Origin of the sequence: Psychrobacter sp. 1044 (assembly GCF_904846525.1) — a bacterium.
In the GTDB taxonomy this organism is placed as follows: domain Bacteria; phylum Pseudomonadota; class Gammaproteobacteria; order Pseudomonadales; family Moraxellaceae; genus Psychrobacter.
Genome location: NZ_CAJHAZ010000005.1, coordinates 16,266 through 38,238, shown reverse-complemented (window position 1 = coordinate 38,238; position 21,973 = coordinate 16,266). Strand labels below are relative to the sequence as shown.

Annotated in this window: 18 protein-coding genes; 16 read left to right on the top strand and 2 right to left on the bottom strand. The window is 42.9% G+C overall.

The window, feature by feature from the left end; all coding sequences use genetic code 11:
* Positions 1 to 11: 11 nt before the first annotated feature.
* The 7 genes from JMX82_RS04545 to msrB all read left to right on the top strand — a co-directional run bounded on the left by JMX82_RS04545 (position 12) and on the right by msrB (position 9,653).
* Complete coding sequence (locus JMX82_RS04545; protein WP_201539650.1) at positions 12 to 1,856, top strand: extracellular solute-binding protein; 1,845 nt, start codon at positions 12 to 14, stop codon at positions 1,854 to 1,856.
* A gap of 105 nt (positions 1,857 to 1,961) precedes the next feature.
* Positions 1,962 to 2,741 (top strand): hydroxyacylglutathione hydrolase, encoded by a 780-nt coding sequence (gene gloB / locus JMX82_RS04540; RefSeq protein WP_201539649.1) that lies wholly within the window; start codon positions 1,962 to 1,964, stop codon positions 2,739 to 2,741.
* A 90-nt stretch (positions 2,742 to 2,831) separates the two neighbouring features.
* Positions 2,832 to 3,899 (top strand): microcin C ABC transporter permease YejB, encoded by a 1,068-nt coding sequence (locus JMX82_RS04535; RefSeq protein ID WP_201539648.1) that lies wholly within the window; start codon positions 2,832 to 2,834, stop codon positions 3,897 to 3,899.
* A 50-nt stretch (positions 3,900 to 3,949) separates the two neighbouring features.
* The gene (locus JMX82_RS04530) at positions 3,950 to 4,981 is read left to right on the top strand and encodes an ABC transporter permease (protein ID WP_201539744.1); all 1,032 of its coding nucleotides are present in this window, start codon (positions 3,950 to 3,952) and stop codon (positions 4,979 to 4,981) included.
* A gap of 7 nt (positions 4,982 to 4,988) precedes the next feature.
* Complete coding sequence (locus tag JMX82_RS04525) at positions 4,989 to 6,671, top strand: ABC transporter ATP-binding protein (RefSeq protein WP_227676351.1); 1,683 nt, start codon at positions 4,989 to 4,991, stop codon at positions 6,669 to 6,671.
* Positions 6,672 to 6,893: 222 nt separating this feature from the next.
* The gene (locus tag JMX82_RS04520) at positions 6,894 to 8,198 is read left to right on the top strand and encodes an iron-containing alcohol dehydrogenase (protein WP_201539646.1); all 1,305 of its coding nucleotides are present in this window, start codon (positions 6,894 to 6,896) and stop codon (positions 8,196 to 8,198) included.
* 249 nt (positions 8,199 to 8,447) lie between these two features.
* Complete coding sequence (msrB, locus tag JMX82_RS04515) at positions 8,448 to 9,653, top strand: peptide-methionine (R)-S-oxide reductase MsrB (RefSeq protein WP_201539645.1); 1,206 nt, start codon at positions 8,448 to 8,450, stop codon at positions 9,651 to 9,653.
* A 130-nt stretch (positions 9,654 to 9,783) separates the two neighbouring features.
* Here the strand turns inward: msrB and folE are convergent, their stop codons facing one another.
* Complete coding sequence (gene folE, locus JMX82_RS04510; RefSeq protein WP_193008042.1) at positions 9,784 to 10,380, bottom strand: GTP cyclohydrolase I FolE; 597 nt, start codon at positions 10,378 to 10,380, stop codon at positions 9,784 to 9,786.
* Positions 10,381 to 10,733: 353 nt separating this feature from the next.
* Between folE and JMX82_RS04505 the strand changes: the two genes are divergently transcribed.
* Both JMX82_RS04505 and JMX82_RS04500 read left to right on the top strand, forming a co-directional pair.
* On the top strand, positions 10,734 to 11,540 hold the full coding sequence (locus tag JMX82_RS04505; protein WP_201539644.1) for an enoyl-ACP reductase: 807 nt from the start codon (positions 10,734 to 10,736) through the stop codon (positions 11,538 to 11,540).
* 110 nt (positions 11,541 to 11,650) lie between these two features.
* On the top strand, positions 11,651 to 12,346 hold the full coding sequence (locus tag JMX82_RS04500; RefSeq protein WP_087814274.1) for a YoaK family protein: 696 nt from the start codon (positions 11,651 to 11,653) through the stop codon (positions 12,344 to 12,346).
* A gap of 49 nt (positions 12,347 to 12,395) precedes the next feature.
* Here JMX82_RS04500 and JMX82_RS04495 read toward each other — a convergent pair whose 3' ends face one another.
* Positions 12,396 to 12,560: a hypothetical protein gene (locus JMX82_RS04495; protein ID WP_201539643.1), complete on the bottom strand. Its 165-nt coding sequence runs from the start codon at positions 12,558 to 12,560 to the stop codon at positions 12,396 to 12,398.
* 531 nt (positions 12,561 to 13,091) lie between these two features.
* Here JMX82_RS04495 and JMX82_RS04490 point away from each other — a divergent pair.
* The 7 genes from JMX82_RS04490 (at position 13,092) to JMX82_RS04460 (ending at position 21,961) form a co-directional block, all read left to right on the top strand.
* Positions 13,092 to 14,513, top strand: coding sequence for an SLC13 family permease (locus JMX82_RS04490; RefSeq protein ID WP_201539642.1), 1,422 nt, complete (start codon positions 13,092 to 13,094; stop codon positions 14,511 to 14,513).
* A 141-nt stretch (positions 14,514 to 14,654) separates the two neighbouring features.
* Positions 14,655 to 15,455: a metallophosphoesterase family protein gene (locus JMX82_RS04485; RefSeq protein WP_201539641.1), complete on the top strand. Its 801-nt coding sequence runs from the start codon at positions 14,655 to 14,657 to the stop codon at positions 15,453 to 15,455.
* 91 nt (positions 15,456 to 15,546) lie between these two features.
* Positions 15,547 to 16,140 carry a DUF1543 domain-containing protein gene (locus JMX82_RS04480; protein WP_201539640.1) on the top strand — a complete coding sequence of 198 codons (594 nt, stop codon included), beginning with the start codon at positions 15,547 to 15,549 and terminating at the stop codon, positions 16,138 to 16,140.
* A 48-nt stretch (positions 16,141 to 16,188) separates the two neighbouring features.
* Positions 16,189 to 16,506, top strand: a complete 318-nt coding sequence (locus tag JMX82_RS04475) for a hypothetical protein (RefSeq protein WP_201539639.1) — start codon at positions 16,189 to 16,191, stop codon at positions 16,504 to 16,506.
* A 97-nt stretch (positions 16,507 to 16,603) separates the two neighbouring features.
* Positions 16,604 to 17,017 carry a hypothetical protein gene (locus tag JMX82_RS04470; RefSeq protein WP_201539638.1) on the top strand — a complete coding sequence of 138 codons (414 nt, stop codon included), beginning with the start codon at positions 16,604 to 16,606 and terminating at the stop codon, positions 17,015 to 17,017.
* Between the two features lie 252 nt (positions 17,018 to 17,269).
* Positions 17,270 to 21,418 (top strand): ATP-dependent RNA helicase HrpA, encoded by a 4,149-nt coding sequence (hrpA, locus tag JMX82_RS04465; RefSeq protein ID WP_201539743.1) that lies wholly within the window; start codon positions 17,270 to 17,272, stop codon positions 21,416 to 21,418.
* A 174-nt stretch (positions 21,419 to 21,592) separates the two neighbouring features.
* On the top strand, positions 21,593 to 21,961 hold the full coding sequence (locus JMX82_RS04460) for a hypothetical protein (protein WP_201539637.1): 369 nt from the start codon (positions 21,593 to 21,595) through the stop codon (positions 21,959 to 21,961).
* The last annotated feature ends 12 nt before the right edge of the window (positions 21,962 to 21,973 follow it).

The following is a 21,973-nucleotide window of genomic DNA, read 5'->3' as shown; positions in this document are numbered from 1 at the left end:
ATAACTTTATTATGATAAAAAATACCATGCTAAAGACCGCCTTATTAGTGGCGACATTAGGGGCAATAGTGAGCTGGATACCTGACAGTATCGCGGCTCCAATCACCACTACTGCGCTAGGTCATAATAGTACCACTGAATATATCGGTGTGCCCTTTATGCCTTATGCCAACCCAAAAGCACCGACAGGCGGTACGTTATCGCTCGATGCTCGTGGTACTTTTAACGCGGCTAATAAATGGATGACCACCGGTGTGGCGATGGTTGGCACCGATTATCTCTATGATACCTTGATGACAGGCTCATTAAATGAAGCCTTTACCATGTATCCGCAGCTGGCGAGTAAGGTCACTTATGACCCTGATGATAGCAGTTGGATTATCTATCATCTTAATCCTGCCGCCCGTTTTTGGGATGGAACGCCCGTCACCAGTAGTGACGTCAAAGCGACTTATGATGCACTGTTAAGTAAAGGTCCGATGTATATCCGTAGTTATTTGGGTGATATTAAAGACATTCAGATTATTGATAAGCAGCAAGTAAAATTCATATTTGCTTCTGATGACAATAAAGAGATTTTATTAACCGTTGGACAGTTTCCTATTTTTGCCAAGTCCTCTATCGATACTGATTTTGAAAAAATCACTTTGACGCCATTGATGGGTAGTGGTCCTTATAAGCTAGGGCGTGTCGATGCAGGACGCTCGGTCAGCTACGTACGTGACCCCAATTACTGGGGTCGTGATTTGATGGTCAATCGTGGTCGTTATAACTTTGATATGATTAAGTTTGTCTATTATCAAAGTGATGAAATTGCCTTTGAAGGTTTTAAGTCCGGTCAATATCGTTTTCGCCCTGAAAATAAAGCCTCGAACTGGGCAACGGGTTATAATTTCCCAGCTGTCAAAGCAGGCATGATTAATAAAGAGACGATAGCCAGTCAGAATCCTGTACCGATGCAAGCATTGGTCATGAATATGCGCCGACCAATCTTTCAAGATATTCGCGTCCGCCAAGCACTGAGCAAGGCTTATGACTTTGAGTGGATGAATAAGACCTTGTTTCATGGGCAATATGAACGCTTGCAAAGTTTCTTTCATGGCTCTGAGCTTGCTGCAACAGGTACGCCCTCTGTTGAAGAAATGAAAGTACTTACGCCTTTACTACCTAAGCTTGAGCCGCTGCAACGCCAAGCGGTATTAGCCGAGTGGCAATTGCCAACCAGTGACGGTAGTGGTTTTAATCGTCAAGGCTTGTTAGAGGCGCGCCAGCTGTTATTAGATGCTGGGTTCTATTATGAGGATATGAAGCTATATCAGCCCAATGGACAACTTGCTCGGATTGAAATGTTGATGACGGGCGAAACCATGGGGCGCGTGCTTCTACCTTATCTGCGTAATTTAAAGCGGCTAGGGTTTGAGACGACGTTACGTCAAGTTGATGGGCCGCAGTATTATGAGCGTGTTCGCCGTTTTGACTATGATATGGTAACTGATGTATTTGCTCAGAGTCTGTCGCCAGGTGCAGAGCAGGCAGCGTTTTGGGGCAGTACGGCTGCTGATGAAGTAGGCAATAGAAACACCATTGGTATCAAAAACCCAGCGATTGACACAGTGATAGATCAGTTAGGCAATGCTAGAAATCGTGATGAGATTGTTTTATATACTCAGGTGTTAGATCGATTGCTCCGTGTCGGTCATTATGTTGTGCCGCTATATGGCAAGTCTTCGACCAATGTTGCTTACTGGAATCAGTACCGACATACTGAAAAACTGCCCTCTAATGCCATTGGGATTGATTACTGGTGGACGGACAAAGACGCAGAAGCACGTGTTAATCAGTACTTGAAGCAATAATTTAGAACAATAAAGGAAATAACGCTGCATCTTAAAATTTTATTTGGTTCAAAAAAAACCATAAAAGACATCAGCAATAAAGATAACTACTGGTAAGGATTTAATATGACTATTCGCATTCACCCAATCAAAGCGTTCAATGATAATTATATTTGGACATTGATTAATGAAAATAATAAACAGGCGATCGTTATTGATCCTGGTCAAGCTGAGCCTGTCATGAGTTATTTGGAAGAAAATAAATTAGAGCTGACGTCTATCTGGACGACTCATCATCATCATGACCATATCGGCGGTGTCGCAGAACTGCAAGAGTCTTATCCGATGACGCATCTGGTTGCGCATACTGAGCATAATGTCGATGAAGATCAAACCATCAAAGATGGTAGTACCGTCAGTGCGTGGGGCTGCGCTGCGCAAGTATGGGATGTGTCTGGTCATACTGCTAGCCACGTGGCTTATATTTTGGATATTGACGGGCTTAAACATTGCTTTTGTGGCGATACTTTATTTAGTGCTGGATGCGGACGGGTATTTACGGGGACGATTGAGCAATTACACAACAGCTTTAAGCGTTTAAATGGTTTGCCAGCTGACACGCTGCTATATCCTGCGCATGAATACACTGCCAGTAATCTGCGCTTTGGACTATCTATTGAACCTACTAATGAAGCAATGCAGCAAGCACTGATTCAAGCAGAAGAAAAAACCACCCAAGGTATTCCGACGTTGCCAGTCACTCTAGAACATGAACGTGCGATCAATGTATTTTTACGGACGCAAGAGCCGAGTGTGATAGCAGGGGTGAAGTCTAAAGCAACTATTGATGATGATAAATCTTTGGCTGTATTTGCTGCGTTACGTGAGCTTAAAAATAGCTTTTAAACCATAACGGGCGCTTCGACTGACGTTTTGATAGTTATTAGCTGCGTATTCTTTCTGTCGTCATATTTATTATCTTAGGAAGCCACCGTTATGGGTCGTTATATCTTAAAAAGGTTACTACTGATATTACCGACGCTTTTTTTAATATTGCTCGCAAACTTTGTGATTGTACAAGCAGCGCCTGGTGGTCCTGTCGAGCAGCAACTGGCGCTTATCGAGCAAGGGGCAAAAGACAATGCGCTTGGCGGTAATATTGGCGCGGGTAGTGCGGGAAATAACAGTACCTATCAAGGTACGCGTGGCTTATCTGAGGAAATGGTTGCAGCGATTAATGCCCAATACGGCTTTGATAAATCGGCACCTGAGCGCTTTTGGCTCATGTTAAAGAATTACGCTCAGCTAGATTTTGGCGAGTCTTTTTTTAAAGGACAGTCGGTAACAGATTTAATTATCGAGAAATTACCCGTTTCTATCTCGCTTGGACTCTGGAGCACGCTGCTGATTTATATGATAGCGATTCCATTAGGTATCTATAAAGCCATGCATCATGGCTCGGGGATTGATAAAGTTACTGCTATGCTGCTTGCTATCGGGCATGCAATACCTGTTTTCGTATTTGCCGTTATATTACTGGTGTTTTTTGCAGGTGGTAGCTACTGGAATATCTTTCCACTGCAAGGCTTGACCTCTGAGAACTTCGATCAATTAAGCGCGCTGGGTAAAATCAAAGATTACTTTTGGCATTTAGCGCTACCACTGCTGGCAAGTACGATTGGTGGTTTCGCTGGCTTGACTTATTTGACCAAGTTTAGCTTTTTGGAAGAGCTCGGTAAACAATATGTGCTCACCGCCCGTGCCAAAGGCTTGGGTGAGCGTCAAGTGTTATACGGGCATGTTTTCCGTAATGCCATGCTGATTATTATCGCGGGTATTCCAGCGGCTATCGTTGGTATTTTCTTTGCTGGTAATTTTTTGATTGAGATTATCTTTAAGCTTGATGGTTTGGGACTGTTAGGTTTCGAAGCCATTCAGCAGCGCGATTATCCTGTGATATTTGGTACGCTATTTATCTTTACATTGGTCGGGCTATTATTACAGTTAATCAGTGATTTGAGTTATCACTTAATTGATCCCCGTATTGATTTTGAGGGGCGCTAATGTCAAGTTATCCATTACCTTCAACGCCTTCATCTGCATCTCCTGTCTCTATGCCAAAAAAACGTCGCCTAAATCCTATCTGGCAGGCACGCCTAAACCGTTTTCGCCAAAATCGTCTTGGCGTCGTATCATTATTCATTTTTGCGCTGATATTCGTCATTTGTATGGCAGCCAATGTGATTGCCAATGACAAGCCGCTACTGGTGCAGTATCAAGGCGATTATTACTTTCCTGTCCTAAAAGCCTATCCTGAAACGGCTTTTGGTGGGGTGTTTGAGACTGAAGCCAATTATAAAGACCCTGCGGTACAGACGCTGATTGATGAGCAGGGTTTTTACATTATGCCGCCGATTCCATTTGCCGATCAGACACCAAACGTTGAGCTGGGTATTCCATATCCAGCAGCGCCCAATAGCCAGAACTGGCTTGGTACTGATGACTTAGGCCGTGATGTGTTGGCACGGATACTTTATGGCATGCGCGTGTCATTATTGTTTGGTTTAGCATTAACACTTGCTGGGGCAGTGATTGGCATAATCGTCGGTGCGATACAAGGCTATTACGGTGGTTGGGTAGATTTAGCAGGACAGCGCTTCATGGAAGTATGGGGCGGTATGCCGCAGCTGTTTATGATTATTATTTTGGTCAGTTTATTCAGCCCTAGTATCTTCATGCTATTTGCTATGATGTTATTATTTGGTTGGATGGGGCTGGTTGGTTTGGTACGGGCAGAGTTTTTGCGCGCGCGTAACTTTGATTATGTGCGTGCGGCGCGTAATCTTGGGGGTTCAGACAGTCAAATCATGCTAAGGCATATCTTGCCCAATGCCCTAGCGTCAAGTTTGTCACAGCTGCCATTTATATTGACAGCTAATATTATCGCTTTAACGGCACTAGATTTCTTGGGTTATGGCTTGCCGCCTGGGTCACCGTCGCTCGGCGAGCTGATGGTACAAGGTAAAAACAATCTCGATGCGCCATGGCTTGCACTATCTGGGTTTTTTAGTTTGACCTTTATCTTATCATTACTCATCTTCGTTGGCGAAGCGCTGCGTGATGCGTTTGATCCGAGGCGCTCTTAAGATGACCATGATTGATACGCAAACTGACAGCCTAAACGGCAACCGTAGCAATACACAACAAAAGCTAATGTTGACCGTAGAGAAGCTCAGCATTACTACTGATGCAGAGGTTGTTTTAGTCGATAAACTCTCTTATGAGCTGCGGCAAGGACAAACCCTTGCTATCGTAGGTGAATCAGGCTCTGGCAAATCCATTGCAAGTCTCGCGCTATTAGGCTTATTGCCACACAGTTTGACCGTTAGCGGTGAGGTGAAGCTAGCAGGGTCAGCAGGGTTGACTGTGCTACCGATAGCCAATACCAATGTTAGTGTTAGTGCTAAGGCAAGTAACGCTGCGCTGCGCTCTATTCGCGGACAGCGCATCGGCATGGTGTTTCAAGAACCAATGACAGCGCTCAATCCACTACATACAGTTGCCAAACAAATTGCTGAATCACTACGTCTAGTTGGTGTGCCCAAGAAACAATGGCAAAGTCAAACAATCGATTTACTAAATGATGTCAATATTACCACTCCGATTGATAAGCTGAACCGCTATCCGCATGAGCTATCAGGTGGTCAACGTCAACGCGTCATGATTGCCATGGCATTGGCACAGCAGCCTGATATTTTAATCGCTGATGAGCCGACCACCGCGCTTGATGTGACTCTGCAACATGAAATCCTTGAGTTGCTTAATGCTCTCAAGCGTCAGCATGATATGGCGATGGTGCTTATTAGCCATGATCTCAATTTGGTTAGACGCTACAGTGATGACGTCATCATCATGCGCCAAGGTCAGACGATTGAGCAGGGGCAAACCATAAGTGTGTTCAATCAGCCCAAAGCCGAATATACCCGCTCGCTAATCAAACAAGACTTTGGCCAAGCACTGAACTTCTCTAATGAAGATCAAAGTCATCCACCAACCGTATTGCAAGTCAGCAGTTTACAAGTACAGTTTCCCATTGAAAAAAGTCTGTTTGGTGGTACTAAGCGCTGGTTTGATGCGGTAAAAAATGTCGATATGACGTTACAGAAAGGGTGGGCGTTAGGCATTGTAGGTGAGTCAGGCTCTGGAAAAACCACCATCGCACTCGCACTCAGTCAATTACTGAGCAATCAAGCGCGTGTGGGTGGCGAAATAATGTTCAATGGACAAGATATTTCAGTATTGTCCAAGGGTGAGCTACGTCAGTTTCGCTCGCAAATTCAAATGGTATTTCAAGACCCCTTTGCCAGTATTAATCCACGTATGACGGTGATGCAAATCATTGAAGAAGGATTGCTCGTACAAGGCGTTGATAAGGCAGCACGGCAGCAGGCAGTGAAGGATAGCCTTGCTACCGTGCATCTGCCAGCTGAGTTTTCGCATCGTTATCCGCATGAGCTATCAGGCGGTCAGCGTCAACGGGTCGCACTTGCGCGTGCCCTTATTATGCAGCCGAGTCTATTGATATTAGATGAGCCGACGTCCGCGCTTGATAGTACCACGCAGGTGACCGTCGTTAATTTACTACGTGAAATTCAGGAAAAATTGCAAATCAGTTATGTGTTCATTAGTCATGACTTAAAAGTGGTGCGCGCCCTATGTCAGCAAATTATGGTGCTTAAAGATGGCATGTGTATTGAGTCTGGACGTACTGAAGATGTTTTTAATAGCCCACAGCATCCCTATGCGCAGCAATTGCTGCAGGCGAGTATGATTTAGCTTAGCCAAAAAGAGTTAAGCAGATAGAGTCAAATAAGCAGAACATGGCAGTTCATACTAATTGCGATATCCTAAAAATAGCAGTGATACAATAAGTTAAACAGACGTTCACTTTAGTTGGATGCTTAGATTTGTTTAATTTTTAGTTAAAGAGCAGTTTGAATTGCTGCTTTAAAGGATTGTCATCGCTATTATTACCCTCATTAAAAAGGATTTTTACTCATGAAAAAACAAAATAGTATTGCTAAATTAGTAAATAACAAGTTAGTAAATACTAATGGATTGCAGCAAGTTGGTTATTTAGCCGTTGCTAAAACACGCGCTAAAGTCTTAAAAGCGTTCGCTTATGTTGTTCCAATTAGAAGACCAATGCTATTTGTTGGTGAGAGCTCTTGTGAAGAGCTATGTGATATGGCCATCAACGAAGGCAGCACCAAGGTATTTATCGTCACTGATGCCGTGCTTAATAAGCTTGGCATTCCAGCCAAAGTGACTGATTATCTAGATAGCAAAAATATCAGCTATACCGTTTATGATGGCATTACCCCAGACCCTACTTTTAAAGTCGTCGAAGAAGGACTGCGCAAATCTATCGATGCTAAGTGCAACTCGATTATTGCCATCGGTGGTGGTTCGGTCATTGATGCGGCTAAGATGATTGCGATGTCACAAGGTAATGGCTGCAAGCCGCAACAGCTTATCGGCATTCTTAAAGCCAGAAAGCCTTCTATGCCGCTTTATTGTATTCCTACCACGGCTGGCACAGGTTCAGAAGCAACCCTTGGTGCAGTAGTATCAGACGATAAAACGCATCAAAAAGCGCTGTCTATTGACCCAAGAATGGTGCCATTAGCAGCGGCTATTGACCCTGTTATTATGAAAGGCATGCCTGCTCATATCACAGCGGATACGGGTATCGATGTTTTAACACACGCGCTTGAAGCTTGGATGAGTGCCAATGCCAGCGTCGAGACCGACTATTATGCGGCTTCTGCGGTCAAATCTGTGATGCAAAACCTACCGCTGGTCTATAAAGACGGCGGCAATCTTAAAGCCAGAGAAGCAATGGGTATTGCCGCTCATTACGGCGGTATCGCCTTTAATAAAGCGGGTCTCGGTTATGTTCATGCTATCGCTCATCAGCTAGGGGCTTATTATAGTATTCCTCACGGTCGTGCCAATGCCATCGTGTTGCCGTATGTGCTTGATGTCAATCGTCAAGGAAGTAAAAAAAGACTGGCAGAGTTGGCTCGCAAGACTGGTATGGTAAAATCAGGACAAGCTGGCAAGAGTGATGCTGAGATTGCCGACCACCTCATCGCGCAAGTACGCGAACTGATTGCCGCCTTGAATATCGATCCAACGGTGAAAGGCATGCAAAGCAGTGATTTTGATAAAATTGCCAAAGCAGCAGCAAAAGAAGTCAGTGATACCTATGCCGTACCAACGTATCTATCAGCGTCTGAAATCAAGGCTATTTTAACCAAGATTCAGCAAGCCAGTGATGAGCGTTCTGCTGCAAAATAAAAGAGTAACTAAGCTATATTGATATAATATAAAAGAGCACACTACACTGTCCGTAATGTGCTCTTTTTTTAATAATCATACTTTGTAGCAAACTTATCTTATTAAGAATTTGTGTATAATTCAGGATTATACTGTTTAATTATATTAAATAATATCTAATTACTGTTAAATTTTTATAACAATATAGGTATAGTTTAGTGAGGTCAAAGAGTTATCATGGCTATATTATATTACTTTTAGGAGGTATCGATGAATCATAAATTAAAGACGGGCGCTATTGCGATGGCTGTAGCAGCCATCAGTATGGTTTTCGTTGGCTGTGCTGCCACCGAAAATACGCCCGCTGTGAAAAATACTGCCATCGATAATCCTTATGCGCCAACGGATCCAAATTTAGCGGTCGCTACGGTCGCTGGCGGTTGTTTTTGGTGCGTGGAAGCGGGTTATGAAAAAATACCTGGCGTTGTAGAAGTGGTCTCTGGCTATACTGGCGGTCAATCGACCAATCCAACTTATAGCACTGTATCAGCAGGCGGCACAGGGCATACTGAAGCGGCTCAAGTCTATTATGACCCGACGAAAATCACCTATAATGGTCTCGTTCAAGCGTTATGGCGAATTGGGGATCCTACCGATGATAAAGGTCAGTTTGTAGACCGTGGTACTCAGTATCGTCCTGCTATTTTTTATAATAATGCACAGGAAAAGCAGATAGCGGAAGCTGCTAGGCAATCACTGCAAGACTCTGGTGTCTATAGCAAACCAGTTGTGATTGAAATTGTTGCTGCTAGCAAGTTTTATCCTGCGGAAGAGTATCATCAAGACTATTATAAGAAAAATCCAATCCGCTATAAGGCTTATACCTTTAATTCTGGTCGCTATCAATTTATCGAAAGTGTCTATGGCAAAGACTATGAGCTGGATTTTAGCCAGTTCAAGCCTACGGCGGCTAATAGCGTACAAGTATCATCAAACAATGCGTCAGCTACTAAAGCTAGCACAGGATTCAATCCTGATACCTTTGTGAAGCCTGCACAGGATGAGCTAAAGCAGTCACTCAGTGACATTCAATATAAAGTCACTCAAAAAGACGGCACCGAACGCGCTTTTGATAATGAATATTGGGATAATAAAGCGCCTGGGCTGTATGTCGATGTGATATCGGGGGAGCCACTATATTCCTCTCGTGATCAATACAAATCTGGCACTGGCTGGCCAAGCTTTACTCGTCCATTGAGCACGGATATGGTCGTTGAGAAGGAAGACCGAGGGATATTCGGAAGCCGTACCGAGATTCGTAGTCGCTATGCAGACTCACACGTCGGTCATGTATTTGACGATGGTCCAGCACCGACAGGCAAGCGCTACTGTATGAATTCAGCGGCAATGCGTTTTATTCCACTGGCGCAGATGGAAGCAGAAGGTTATGGCAATTGGATTGATGACGTAAGCTAGGTTAGTTATGCCTCGTTATATTGCAATTAATGGTTGATTGCTATTTATTAATGATAGCTATATTGAAAGGTACGCATTAAAAAAGGATACTTAAGTATCCTTTTTTTATTATCTATTATTACTTGAAGCGTTAGAATGCAGGCTGACGTCTAGGGATCGCACTCAAAAACTCATTGCGCGCTTGATTGTCATGTACGTACTCACCCAACATCGATGTTGTACGTGTGGTGGAGTGCTGCTTATTTACGCCGCGCATCATCATACACATATGTGCTGCATCCATCACTACTGCTACGCCGCGACAGCCAGTGACATCCATGATAGTTTGTGCCACTTGTTCGCTTAAATTTTCTTGAACTTGCAAGCGGCGGGCGAACATGTCGACGATACGGGCAAATTTTGATAAGCCCAGTACTTGACCATTGGGTAAATAGCCTACATGAGCGATACCATGAAAAGGCAGCATATGATGTTCGCACAATGAATAAAATTCAATATTTTGTACCAATACCAGCTCGCGATTGCTCGATGGAAACAGGGCGTCGTTGACAACTTCATCCAAGCTTTGATGATAACCTTGGGTTAAATGTGCAAAAGCTTTTGCGGCACGCATCGGCGTTTCTTCAAGACCGGGACGCTGTAAGTCCTCGCCAGTTGAGAGAATCAGTTGACGATAAGACTCAACGCTTTCTTGGTAATTTGATGCTATTGTTGGGGTGTTACTCATAAGTTTGGCAGCCATCCAAAATGTGGGTGTAGCTTAACGCTAAATCCCTAATTACGAACAGTTACAAATAACTGTTGTAAAGGATTTTTATAAAAATTGTGCAAGCTGGGAAGGGCTGTGATTATACTTGAAATCTACTTAACTTCATACTGCTGTGGCGAGCAGTTGGGCGTTTAATCGATATTAGACGACATTATAAGGGAATACAGTTTACGACTGTTTACTTAAATTAATTCGTGTATAATGACTTATTTTATAATTTGTACTTTTTACGCTGTGATATTCACCGTATCTAATCACTCTAAATAACTTAATATGATTAAACAATTTTGATCGACCCAAAAGGAAATATTATGCTACTACAAGGACAACGATTTGTCGTGACAGGCATTGCGAGCAAACTGTCTATCGCTTGGGCTATCGCTGAGGCACTGCACCGTGAAGGTGCCTCATTAATTCTCACTTATCCTAATGATAAGATCAAAAAGCGTGTCGATATGGCAGCGGAGAAATTCGAAGCAGATTTGGTACTTGAGTGTGATGTGGCGTCTGATGACTCTATCGCTGCCTGCTTTGAGCAAGTCACTGCTCATTGGGGTGATGGAATCGATGGTGTGGTACATGCGATTGGCTTTGCGCCGATGGATCAGCTTGATGGCGATTTTGTTAAGGCAACGACCCGTGAAGGTAGTCAAATTGCCCATGATATCTCAAGCTATAGTTTTGTGGCATTAGCCAAAGAAGCCCGTGCTTTATTGGCCATGCGTCACGGTTCGATGCTGACATTGACATATGAAGGTAGTATCTCGGTATTGCCAAACTACAACGTCATGGGTATGGCAAAGGCCAGCCTCGAAGCCAGTGTTCGCTATCTTGCTACCTCTATGGGCGGTGAAGGCATTCGTGTCAATGCGATCTCAGCAGGTCCTATTCGCACGCTTGCTGCCAGTGGCATCAAATCATTCCGTAAAATGCTCGATATCAGCGAAAAAATAGCACCGCTACAACGTAATATCACACAAACCGAAGTCGGTAATGCGGCGCTTTTCTTGCTATCACCTTGGGCATCTGGTATTACCGGCGAGATCATGTTTGTTGACGCAGGTTTTAATACTGTGGCTATCAGTGAGCAACTAATGATGCTTGATGAGCCGAAATAATCCACTTCAATAGTCGGTTATAGGGTTCTATAGATCAGGAAGGCAGCCAATAGGTTGCCTTTTTTGGTTATAATAGATGCTTTTTGGTGATAAGCCATTAGGCGGCGAATATGATAACCAAATTACCAAAGTGGATATTGTGGGGCGGGGCAGTACTGGCATTCAGTGCTGGCTGTGTTAACACTGCTGCGTTAATGGGGTTTACCAATCTATCGGTTTCTCATGTCACTGGCAACGTAAGCTTATTTGCAGCGGCTATTGCTTACTTGGATGTGCGTAGTATCTTGTATATTGGTGCGCTGCTATTGTCTTTTTTGGCAGGCGCGATACTGAGTGGTTATGTGATTGGGCAGACATCATTAAAGTTAGGTAGGCGCTATGGTAGTGCGCTATATATCGAGGCGGCACTGTTAATGGTCAGCTACTGGTTGTATCAGCAGCATGATTATTTAGGACAGTTGGCAGCGGCAATGGCATGCGGATTACAGAATGCCATGGTAGCGACTTATAGTGGCGCGGTTATTCGTACCACCCATTTGACAGGTTTGACATCAGATATGGGCGCAGCGATTGGCAACTGGTTGGCGGGTCGATCGATTAGCAAACCGACATTAGGGTTTCAAGCCATTATTTGGTATTGCTTTTGCGGTGGCAGCGCCGTTGGAGCATTTTTATTCGCCAAGGTTGGCTATGAAGCGCTATTTGTACCCATTGCTATCGTCTTGACGGCAGCATTTATATATAACTATGTCTCAGACCGCCTGCCAGAAAAAAGAGAGCCAAAAAATAAAAGGCACTCATCATAACGATCAGTACCTTTTATTTTTTGCTTTGAGGTAATAATAAAGCTGTGATTTATTTCTTACCTTCTTCCTTATGGTCTTCATGTTCATGTAACCCTTGCATCATATCGAGTGCAGAGTCGTCGGTACGCTGCTGATCTTTTTTAGCCAAACCGTCTTGATTGATATCTCTTGGTGCCATTTTAGTGGTTGAATCTGTTTTATTTGCATCTGTCATAAAGTGCTCCTATTTATTGTTATTCATTTTCCGATATAAGTACTAATAAAAAATCGTTGTTAAGCTATTACTGGTATTAGAAATTTATTTTGACTTATTTAGTATGAGATAGCACCATACGCTTGTACATACTAAGTGTACGCTTGTTTAGTGACGATGTGTAACTTCACCTAACAAGGCTTGCTGTTTAATGAAAAGCAATTACTTGGTTATAAGTTGCTCTCACTCATTCTTGGCGTTCGGTTCAAAAATAAAAAACTCATGAGATAAATGTCATCTCTATAAAGTACCGTTTTAAGGTACATTTCCTAAAACGCATGAAAGTAATTCTTTACCTGTGAAATAACCCTATTTATTGCAAATTTTATAGGGGCTTTTTTATAAAGGCTTTGTTGCATCAGCTTTTTGTTATATATCTGTTATGATAACGGCGTATTTTTTGCGGTTGCTGGTTGAACTACCGTCAATCGCTAACATGCGTTTTTATTTTAGCGTCTTTTTACACTGTCTTTGGGAAAATAAGGACATTTTATGTCAGAGCAAAAATTAGATAGCCATCTTCCTGATGATGGCAATGAGTATTTATTTACCGATACCTTTCCAAAGGGTACTGGTAAAGGGTTGATAGTGGTCGCTATTGCGGCGGTTATCAGTATGATTATTTATAATGTATTGCCATTCGATATTAATGCCAATAAGGGCCTTGCCTTATTGTTCTTCATCGGCGTATTGTGGCTAACGGAAGCGTTGCACGTCACGATTACGGCACTATTGGTAGTCGTGGTTGGTGCCTTAGTGGGTATACCAGAATTCGATGCCGAAATAGGCTTACAAAGCTTTGCCAATCCGACCATTTATTTGTTTTTTGGTGGTTTTGCTTTGGCGGCGGCCTTGCATGTGCAGCAATTGGATAAAAAAATTGCCCTGAAGATTTTATCGATGTCAGGTGGCAAATTAAGCACAGCGGTATTTTTGATATTTGGCGTGACCGCATTTTTGTCAATGTGGATATCAAATACTGCGACGGCGGCGATGATGTTGCCATTAGCACTGGGTATTTTAACGCAAGTTGACCGTGAAAAAGACCGAGGTACTTTTGTATTTGTACTATTAGGTATCGCTTATTCAGCAAGCCTTGGTGGTTTAGGTACGATCGTTGGTTCGCCGCCAAATGCCATCGCTGCGAAGGCGCTCAATATTGCCTTTGTGGACTGGATGAAGTTTGGTGTGCCGATGATGCTGGTATTATTGCCGCTATTGTTAGGTGCAATGTATGTGTTTTTGAAGCCCAACCTGAATCGTAAAATTGTACTGGTTGAAGACGAACCTATCGCATGGAATAAACCGCGTGTGGTGACGATTATCGTCTTTATTGTCACTGCATTGAGCTGGATTTTCTCCAAAAAGATCGGTGCCGCGCTTGATATTACGGATACTGATGCAGTTATTGCCTTATCAGCCGCTGCCGCTGTGGTCAGCTTAGGCTTGGTATCGTGGAAGCAAGTGTCTGATAATACGGATTGGGGTGTACTGATGTTGTTCGGCGGTGGTATTGCCCTGTCGACGATTCTGAAAGTGTCAGGCGCCTCTTTGGTGTTGGGGGAGACGGTCGCTAATGCGTTGTCTTCTGCACCGCTTATCGTGGTGATGATTGCGGTATCAGCATTTATTATTTTCTTGACGGAGTTTGCTTCTAATACAGCCTCTGCCGCCCTGCTGGTTCCCGTATTTGCTGCCATTGCAGAGCAGATGGGTTTGCCGCACGAAGTGTTGGTATTGGTCATCGGTATTGGTGCATCTTGTGCCTTTATGCTACCAGTTGCAACACCGCCAAATGCGATTGTCTTTGGTACGGGATTGATTAAACAGAGCGAAATGATTCGTACGGGTGTCATTCTTAATATCATTGCTACCTTTGTCGTCGGATTGTGGGCTTATTTCTTCTTAATATAGTTTAGCAATCACATTAATCATAATTTATGAAACCCAATGTCTCAATAATCACGAGCCATTGGGTTTTTTTGTTTCTCTTTTCTGTTCCTTTTTACGGTTAGTCGATGTATAACATAGTGATTTGTTAGGAAAATAAATAAGATGGCGCACTCTAACTCCAACTCTAATAACAAGCAATTAAATACTATCGCAGCTATTTCCGACATTCATAGTAATGTCTTCGCGCTTGAAGCCGTGCTGACTGATATTAAACAGCGCGATATTGATCAAATTGTTAATCTGGGCGATATTTTATATGGACCGATTGCCCCTAAAGATACCTATGCGCTCTTAATGGCACAGCAGAACGATATCATTACTATTCGAGGTAATCAGGATAGACAGATTTATGAAGCGACAACGGCGGAGATTGGCAACAACGCAACCATGGCTTTTATCATAGAGGACTTGCCTAAAGCAGCGGTTAATTGGCTACAGAATTTGCCATTTGATTGTCATCTGAGTGAGAACATTTATCTGTGCCATGGGTCACCAACCGATGACATGGTCTATTTGTTAGAAAATATCGAGACGGGTCAGCCGACCTTACGTGATAATCTAGATATTTTGGCACAGCTTAACGGTATTGGCAGTTCAGTGATCATATGTGGTCATACTCATATCCCACGTACAGTCACGCTATCGACAGGTCAGATAATCATCAATACAGGTAGCGTGGGTTACCCTGCTTATAAAGATGATTTGCCTATTTTGCATAAGATGCAAACCTATTCGCCCCATGCCAGTTACGTGCTTATTAAATGTGTTGATACTGAGCAGGGTAAATACTGGCAAACTGAGCATATCAAAGTGCCTTATGATTATGAAGCTGCGGCTAAATTGGCTTCAATGAACGGTCGCGAAGATTGGGCGTTTGCACTGAGAACAGGGCGGGTGTTATAAATGTAGAAGATGCCAACGTATTTTTAGAGCAAGTTAATTATATTAATTAGAATAACGATGAGTTTTATATACCTAATAAGGATTGCATAAGATGCCAACACTATTTATGGTGCAGCTTGGTGGTCGCCCCAAAGGTCGTTTGATTGAGCAGCACGATATTTTCTTCGGTGTGGCCAATCAGGTGCGCGAGCTGGTAGACGATATCAATCACCACTGGCCTAAAGTCAAAAACAAATGGCATATTGATTCATACAGAGCGATTACCAAAGTGGGAAACCATACTGTTAAATTGATCGAGTCAAACAATCAAACAGCGAATGATAACGGTTTAAAACTGTTCTTTATTAATTTAGGCGGCTATCAGCAGGGGAGTTTTGAAGAGTTTCACCATAAGCTACTTATCGTTGCTAACAATCAAACAGATGCTATTAAACAAGCAAAGCAAAGTACATTTTATAAAGAATTTACTTTTAAAGATAAAGACTCACCTTTTAATGCCGCATCGCACATTGATGATAAATTTCAGGTAGATATCGATGATATATACGACGTGAACGACCTTGTCTCAAACATACAGATTTTAATTGAGCCTACGATTCATAATAGTCACGAACTTGCAAATGCTGATGAAGATAAAGAGTATGTTGGTTATCTAAGTATCAAGAATTTAAGGAAGTTATTTTAAATTCATTTCATTTTTAGTCTCATCATTTAATTAAGGACACACCCTAATATGGCTTTAAATATGTATTATAAAAATGGCATGATTCGCAAATTGCGTTGCCAACTCTCTGATGAGCTATTACCGACCCTTTATCAGATTCATGATAATGCTAAGTTTCCAAAACTCACTTGGTTGATTGATAATGTATATGAAAATCCGCAGATTCAACCTGATGTCGCACAAGCATTAGCTGATGAAATGGTAGCGTTTGAGAGGTTAATACTTTCGCTGCATCTGCCTTTTCCTAGGCTACCATTGCAAAAGTTGCAGAATTTCTTTACGGGGGCTGCTATTCGTCAACAGATTATTTATACAAGTAGCGTTTGAGCTGACAAATAATTTATTCACAAAAATAAAATAGGGCTGGCAGGTTTGAGAAATTTTATAAAATGTCACTACTAAACCACGAATTTACGAACCTTTTATGATCTATCAATGCATCACAGAAGAGGGTGAGCGTTTACGTTTGGATGTGATTAATAGCGATATTGGTTATATGCTCAAGTATTATTTAGCCACCCAAGGCAATCCTTTAAGATTAGAGGCGCAGCAAGCGACTGAGGATACCTATTATACGACTCTTTCTAATGGTACTAATCTCGTTATGCGGGATCCGAATAACTACTATGAGCTGACACAGTTTGAAGATAGCGATACCTCTTTTTATATTATTAATGCCATTACTGGTCAGGAAATGAATCATTTTTCTTGTGAGAATAACTCGATTGAAAATGATCAGTATGCTTTGATTGCTCAGATGGAGCCAAAGCATTTTAAATTTAAGCCTATGACTAATGAGCTTAGAAATATTTTGACTGAGAGTTTTGAAAATAGGTAATAGCCTGCATAGTTGCTAGGCAAACACTATAACCGCCTTGAATCACGCCCAAATTACCCTCATAATCTAACCACTTCCAAACAATAAATAGCCTAAGTAAATATGCCGAATACTTCTAAGAAAACCTCAGATATGCCGACTGGAAATAACACCAATGAGCCTAGATTCGATGAATTAAGTAAATTAGCAAACCCAAGTGACGATAATTTGAATATTACGGCAAACAGTAATGAAGCGTCTTCACAGACCGACATGGTTGCTGATTTACCAGTACTCGCTAAAGACAGTTATTATTTAAGCCGTCTAGAACGTGAGCTGGCTCGAGCTGCTGTGGCTAAAAATAAAAAAAATTCTGACGATAAAGCCGATGATGGGCTAACTAAAAAACGTGCACAGTATGAAAAAATCAAGACCCGCTCACAGCAAGCGGTGCAGGCACGTATGGATAGTATTCCAGAAAAACTGGCAGAAAAACTGAATCTTGATTTGCCCGTCAGTCAACGTGCAGAAGATTTAGTACAGGCAATTATTGATCACCAAGTCATTATTGTTGCAGGGGAGACAGGTTCTGGTAAGACGACGCAATTGCCGAAGCTGGCAATGCTGGCAGGTCGCGGTATCACTGGGCAGATAGGGCATACCCAGCCTCGACGATTGGCCGCGCGCAGTGTGGCAAACCGTATCGCTGAAGAATTGGGCGAGCAGCTCGGTAATACTGTCAGCTTCAAGATTCGCTTTAATGAGCAGGGTACGGCGCAATCTGTGGTTAAGCTGATGACCGATGGTATCTTGCTGGCAGAATTGGGGCATGATAGATTCTTAAGTAAATACGATACTATCATTATTGATGAGGCGCATGAACGTAGCTTAAACATTGATTTTATTATGGGTTACCTGAAAAAGCTACTGCCCAAGCGCCCTGATTTAAAAGTGATTATTACCTCAGCAACACTTGATACCAAACGCTTTAGTGAATACTTTAGCCGCTATGATAATAAGCTAAAACGCAACGTACCTGCGCCTATTTTTAATGTCGAAGGTCGTAGTTTTCCAGTGGAAGTTCGTTACCGTCCCCTCACTGATGAGCCAGTGAACAGCTCAGATGATGATAGCTACGATGACTTTGAAGAAAATCTGCCACGTGCGGTCGTTGCCGCCGTCGAAGAATGCTTTGGCGATGCACAGAATAAAGGTCATGCTGACCAAGCAGACATCTTGATATTTGCCGCCACAGAAGCTGAGATTCGTGAGCTACAAGAGGTGCTTGAGCGTCATGGGCCAAAGCATACAGAAGTGCTGCCACTATTTGCACGGCAGACTTATGAAGAGCAGCAGCGCATCTTTCAGCCCTCAGGTCGTGGTCGGCGTATCGTTATCGCGACCAACGTTGCCGAGACTGCGCTGACCGTACCGGGTATTCGCTATGTGATTGACTTGGGTTTTGCGCGGATTTCTCGTTATTCGTATCGCTCACGCGTACAGCGTCTACCGATTGAGGCGATCTCGCAAGCGGCTGCCAATCAGCGTAAAGGTCGTTGTGGTCGTGTCGCACCAGGGGTTTGTATTCGTCTGTATAGTGAAGAGGACTTTACTGGTCGTCCAGAATTTACCGAACCTGAGATTTTACGGACCAATCTTGCATCCGTTATTTTACAGATGGCCAATCTGCGCTTAGGTAGTGTTGATGATTTTGCCTTTATCGAGCCACCCGATAGCCGCTTGGTTACTGATGGGCATAAATTGCTTGATGAGTTAGGCGCGATTACCTCTAAAAATGAAGTAACTGCTGCTCATCAAACCAATAAGCCAAAACCAAAAAAAGGTCTCGACCATTTAAGCCTGACGCCCACTGGGCAAAAAATGGCGCGTATGCCAATCGATCCAAGACTGGCACGTATGTTGGTTGCGGGCAGTGATTTTGATTGTATCCGTGAAATGCTAATCGTAGTAGCTGCGCTTGCTGTCCAAGATCCACGCGAGCGTCCTGCCAATAAACGCCAGCAAGCCGACCAAAAGCATGCGGAATTTCGTCAAGATGATTCTGACTTTTTGTTCTATTTGAGCCTGTGGAAAGCGCTGTTCGAAAAAGATGAAGATGGCAATAAGTTGTCAGGCAATCAGCGTAAGAATTTTACCAAGAAAAACTATCTGAGCTTCCCGCGTGTACGTGAGTGGAATCAAACCCATCGTCAGTTAGTACAAATGGTCACAGACCTTAAGCTTACGGATGTTAAAGAGGTAAAAGCTTCCGATAAAGGCGCTAATAAAAATGCTTCGTTAGAAAACATGACCAGCGATCCTACCGCGATTGAAGATGAAGAACTCAAAGCGGTTAAATATGCCAATTTACACCGCGCATTATTGACAGGTCTATTGTCTACGATTGCGCATAAAACCGAAAATCGCGGTGAATACTTAGCGGCTCGCCAGCAAAAAGCCAAAATATTCCCAGCCAGTACGGTATTTAAACAAGTACCACCTTGGGTCATGGCCTTTGAAGTGGTCGAAACCTCACAAGTCTTTATGCGCACTGTTGCCAAAATTGAACCAGAATGGATTATCTCAGCGGCAGGCGACTTATTAAAATATCACTACTTTGAGCCGCATTGGTCGAAGAAGACGGGGCGCGTTAAAGCCTATGCGCAGATTAGCTTGTTTGGTCTGATTATTATCAGTAAGCAGCTGACCAACTATGAGCAAGTGAACTTAGCTGAGTCGCGAGAAATCTTTATCCGAGATGGTTTGGTGACTGGTAATTTGGGTCGGCAAGCGCCATTTTTACAGCATAATATGGATAAAGTTGCTGATATTGAACGCATTGAAGATAAGTTACGTCGCCGTGATTTGTTGGTTGATGAAGAAGCGCTGTATCAGTTTTATGATAAAAAAATACCTGAGCATATTGCCAGTCGCAAAGCCTTTGAAGATTGGCGTGCCGAGGTTGAAAAAACCGATACCAAATATCTATTCTTTACCGATGATGACGTGCTCAATAGCCAAGCACCGACCACAGGCGATTTCCCAGAAGTGTGGAAATTGGGTGATCTAAAACTACCGCTACGTTATGTCTTTGATCCGTCCAGCGATGATGATGGCGTGACCATTCGTGTGCCACTTGCCGCGCTACCGCAGCTTGATGCGATTGAGCTATTGTGGGGTGTGCCTGGTTGGCGTTATGAGCTAGTATTGCAGTTGCTTAAGTCACTACCCAAAGACATTCGCCGTCAAATTGTACCGATTCCTGATACAGCTGATAGCTTGTTTGATGAACTGCAACCTGCTGGTGGACAAGGATTGCTTAAGCAGCTTTGCCAGGCGCTCAATCGTCGCGGCGTTATGTCAGTGACGCCTGATAGCTTTAATCCCTTTAGCATTGATCGCTATTTACAGCCACAAATCTGTGTGGTCGATGACAAAAACCGAATTATCGAAAAGGGTCGCGACCTGCAAACGTTACAGATTCGTCATGCTCAAGAGACCCGCCAAGCGGTGAATGAACAGCAAGGTACGCATACTGAATTTCCTGAGCATTTTGCCTTTAGCAAAAATCATCATAGTGCAGGGGTGGTGATGAAGCAGTTTGCTGCTTTGGTTGCAGATGCGTCAGGTGAAGCGGTATCTATCCATCAATATACCGATGTCAATGCAGCGTTACAGGCACACCGTATCGGAGTTTTGACCCTGATAAAAGGTAAGCTTGGTGCGAAGAAAAAACAGCTGACCAGCCAAATTGATAAGATATTCAAATTGGCATTTGCACCACTTGGTGATATGGAGAAGCTAAAAACCATCGTCATCGACGCGGCATTGGACGCGTCGCTTGAAGAGCATTATGTGTTATTTGACCACAGTGCTGATTTGCCTGAAAGCGCTGATGATACTGCCGTAGCGCTTGCTGAAGAATTACCCTTTACGCCAGAAGAGTACGAGAAAACCTTGGAAGTGGTGTCGGTTAACTTTCTATTGACGGGGCAAAACGTTATAAAAATCCTTAAAAATGTCTATACTCGCTGGCAGCGTATTCGCCAAAGCTTACTCATGCTCGATCGAGAGGTATTTGGTGAGTCTATCGAAGATATCGAAGACCAATTAGAAGACTTACACTTGGCTGATTTTGTTTATCGCATGGATTATAGCCAATGGCAGCAGTATCCGCGCTATCTAGAGGCGCTTGAAATTCGTATCGAACGGCTTGAGCACAATCTCGAATCCGATCTCGACGGTGTCTATGCCCTTGATGAGCATATGGAGCGGCTGGCAAATTGTGCCAATGATAAAGCCATTAGTGAGTATCGATGGATGGTCGAGGAGTATCGTATTCAGCTATTCGCGCAACCGATGAAAACCCGCATGGCAGTGTCACCAAAGCGCCTAAGCAAGATGTGGGATAAAATGAGTTAGGATAGCGTTAGATTTTTAAAATTTGCTAATTGACAGCATATGACAATTGTCTTGTATAGCTCTTTGATTTAGTCGATAATATTTGATTAAATCAAAGAGCTATTATTTTTTATACCAGAGTTTTTGGTCGTTACTTAATATATTGATGTAGGTTTTTGAGCAGGATAAAAAATAATGACTAAACTTAGACTGATAATACTAGCATTTGCATCAACTATATTTATGAGTACGGGCTGTGATGAAACACAAGCCAGTAATAATAAAAATGTGAAGGGATTTGCGCCAACAAGCGTAGAAAAAGAAGTGCAGTTACACGGCAGTTTTAAAAGAAGCTTTGAGATTCATGAGTTCGTTTCTGATAACATTATTTACTATGTGTCAGACCCAAAGCAATTATTAATTAAAGATTCAAAAAGTCTCAATCAAAAAGGCTATTACAAATATTTCGAAACTTGCGTCATTGGTAACATTAGCCCCATCGGTCAATATGGGCCTCTAGGCAAATATCAAAATCAAATAACTATTCGTGAGATTTGCGCGTAGCTTTGATAGCGT

What these genes read in the sequence shown, in the direction of transcription:
- JMX82_RS04545 (WP_201539650.1), top strand. Translation starts at nt 12, where the DNA reads ATGATAAAAAATACCATGCTAAAGACCGCCTTATTAGTGGCGACATTA.
- gloB (WP_201539649.1), top strand. Translation starts at nt 1,962, where the DNA reads ATGACTATTCGCATTCACCCAATCAAAGCGTTCAATGATAATTATATT.
- JMX82_RS04535 (WP_201539648.1), top strand. Translation starts at nt 2,832, where the DNA reads ATGGGTCGTTATATCTTAAAAAGGTTACTACTGATATTACCGACGCTT.
- JMX82_RS04530 (WP_201539744.1), top strand. Translation starts at nt 3,950, where the DNA reads ATGCCAAAAAAACGTCGCCTAAATCCTATCTGGCAGGCACGCCTAAAC.
- JMX82_RS04525 (WP_227676351.1), top strand. Translation starts at nt 4,989, where the DNA reads ATGATTGATACGCAAACTGACAGCCTAAACGGCAACCGTAGCAATACA.
- JMX82_RS04520 (WP_201539646.1), top strand. Translation starts at nt 6,894, where the DNA reads ATGAAAAAACAAAATAGTATTGCTAAATTAGTAAATAACAAGTTAGTA.
- msrB (WP_201539645.1), top strand. Translation starts at nt 8,448, where the DNA reads ATGAATCATAAATTAAAGACGGGCGCTATTGCGATGGCTGTAGCAGCC.
- folE (WP_193008042.1), bottom strand. Translation starts at nt 10,380, where the DNA reads ATGAGTAACACCCCAACAATAGCATCAAATTACCAAGAAAGCGTTGAG.
- JMX82_RS04505 (WP_201539644.1), top strand. Translation starts at nt 10,734, where the DNA reads ATGCTACTACAAGGACAACGATTTGTCGTGACAGGCATTGCGAGCAAA.
- JMX82_RS04500 (WP_087814274.1), top strand. Translation starts at nt 11,651, where the DNA reads ATGATAACCAAATTACCAAAGTGGATATTGTGGGGCGGGGCAGTACTG.
- JMX82_RS04495 (WP_201539643.1), bottom strand. Translation starts at nt 12,560, where the DNA reads ATGACAGATGCAAATAAAACAGATTCAACCACTAAAATGGCACCAAGA.
- JMX82_RS04490 (WP_201539642.1), top strand. Translation starts at nt 13,092, where the DNA reads ATGTCAGAGCAAAAATTAGATAGCCATCTTCCTGATGATGGCAATGAG.
- JMX82_RS04485 (WP_201539641.1), top strand. Translation starts at nt 14,655, where the DNA reads ATGGCGCACTCTAACTCCAACTCTAATAACAAGCAATTAAATACTATC.
- JMX82_RS04480 (WP_201539640.1), top strand. Translation starts at nt 15,547, where the DNA reads ATGCCAACACTATTTATGGTGCAGCTTGGTGGTCGCCCCAAAGGTCGT.
- JMX82_RS04475 (WP_201539639.1), top strand. Translation starts at nt 16,189, where the DNA reads ATGGCTTTAAATATGTATTATAAAAATGGCATGATTCGCAAATTGCGT.
- JMX82_RS04470 (WP_201539638.1), top strand. Translation starts at nt 16,604, where the DNA reads ATGATCTATCAATGCATCACAGAAGAGGGTGAGCGTTTACGTTTGGAT.
- hrpA (WP_201539743.1), top strand. Translation starts at nt 17,270, where the DNA reads ATGGTTGCTGATTTACCAGTACTCGCTAAAGACAGTTATTATTTAAGC.
- JMX82_RS04460 (WP_201539637.1), top strand. Translation starts at nt 21,593, where the DNA reads ATGACTAAACTTAGACTGATAATACTAGCATTTGCATCAACTATATTT.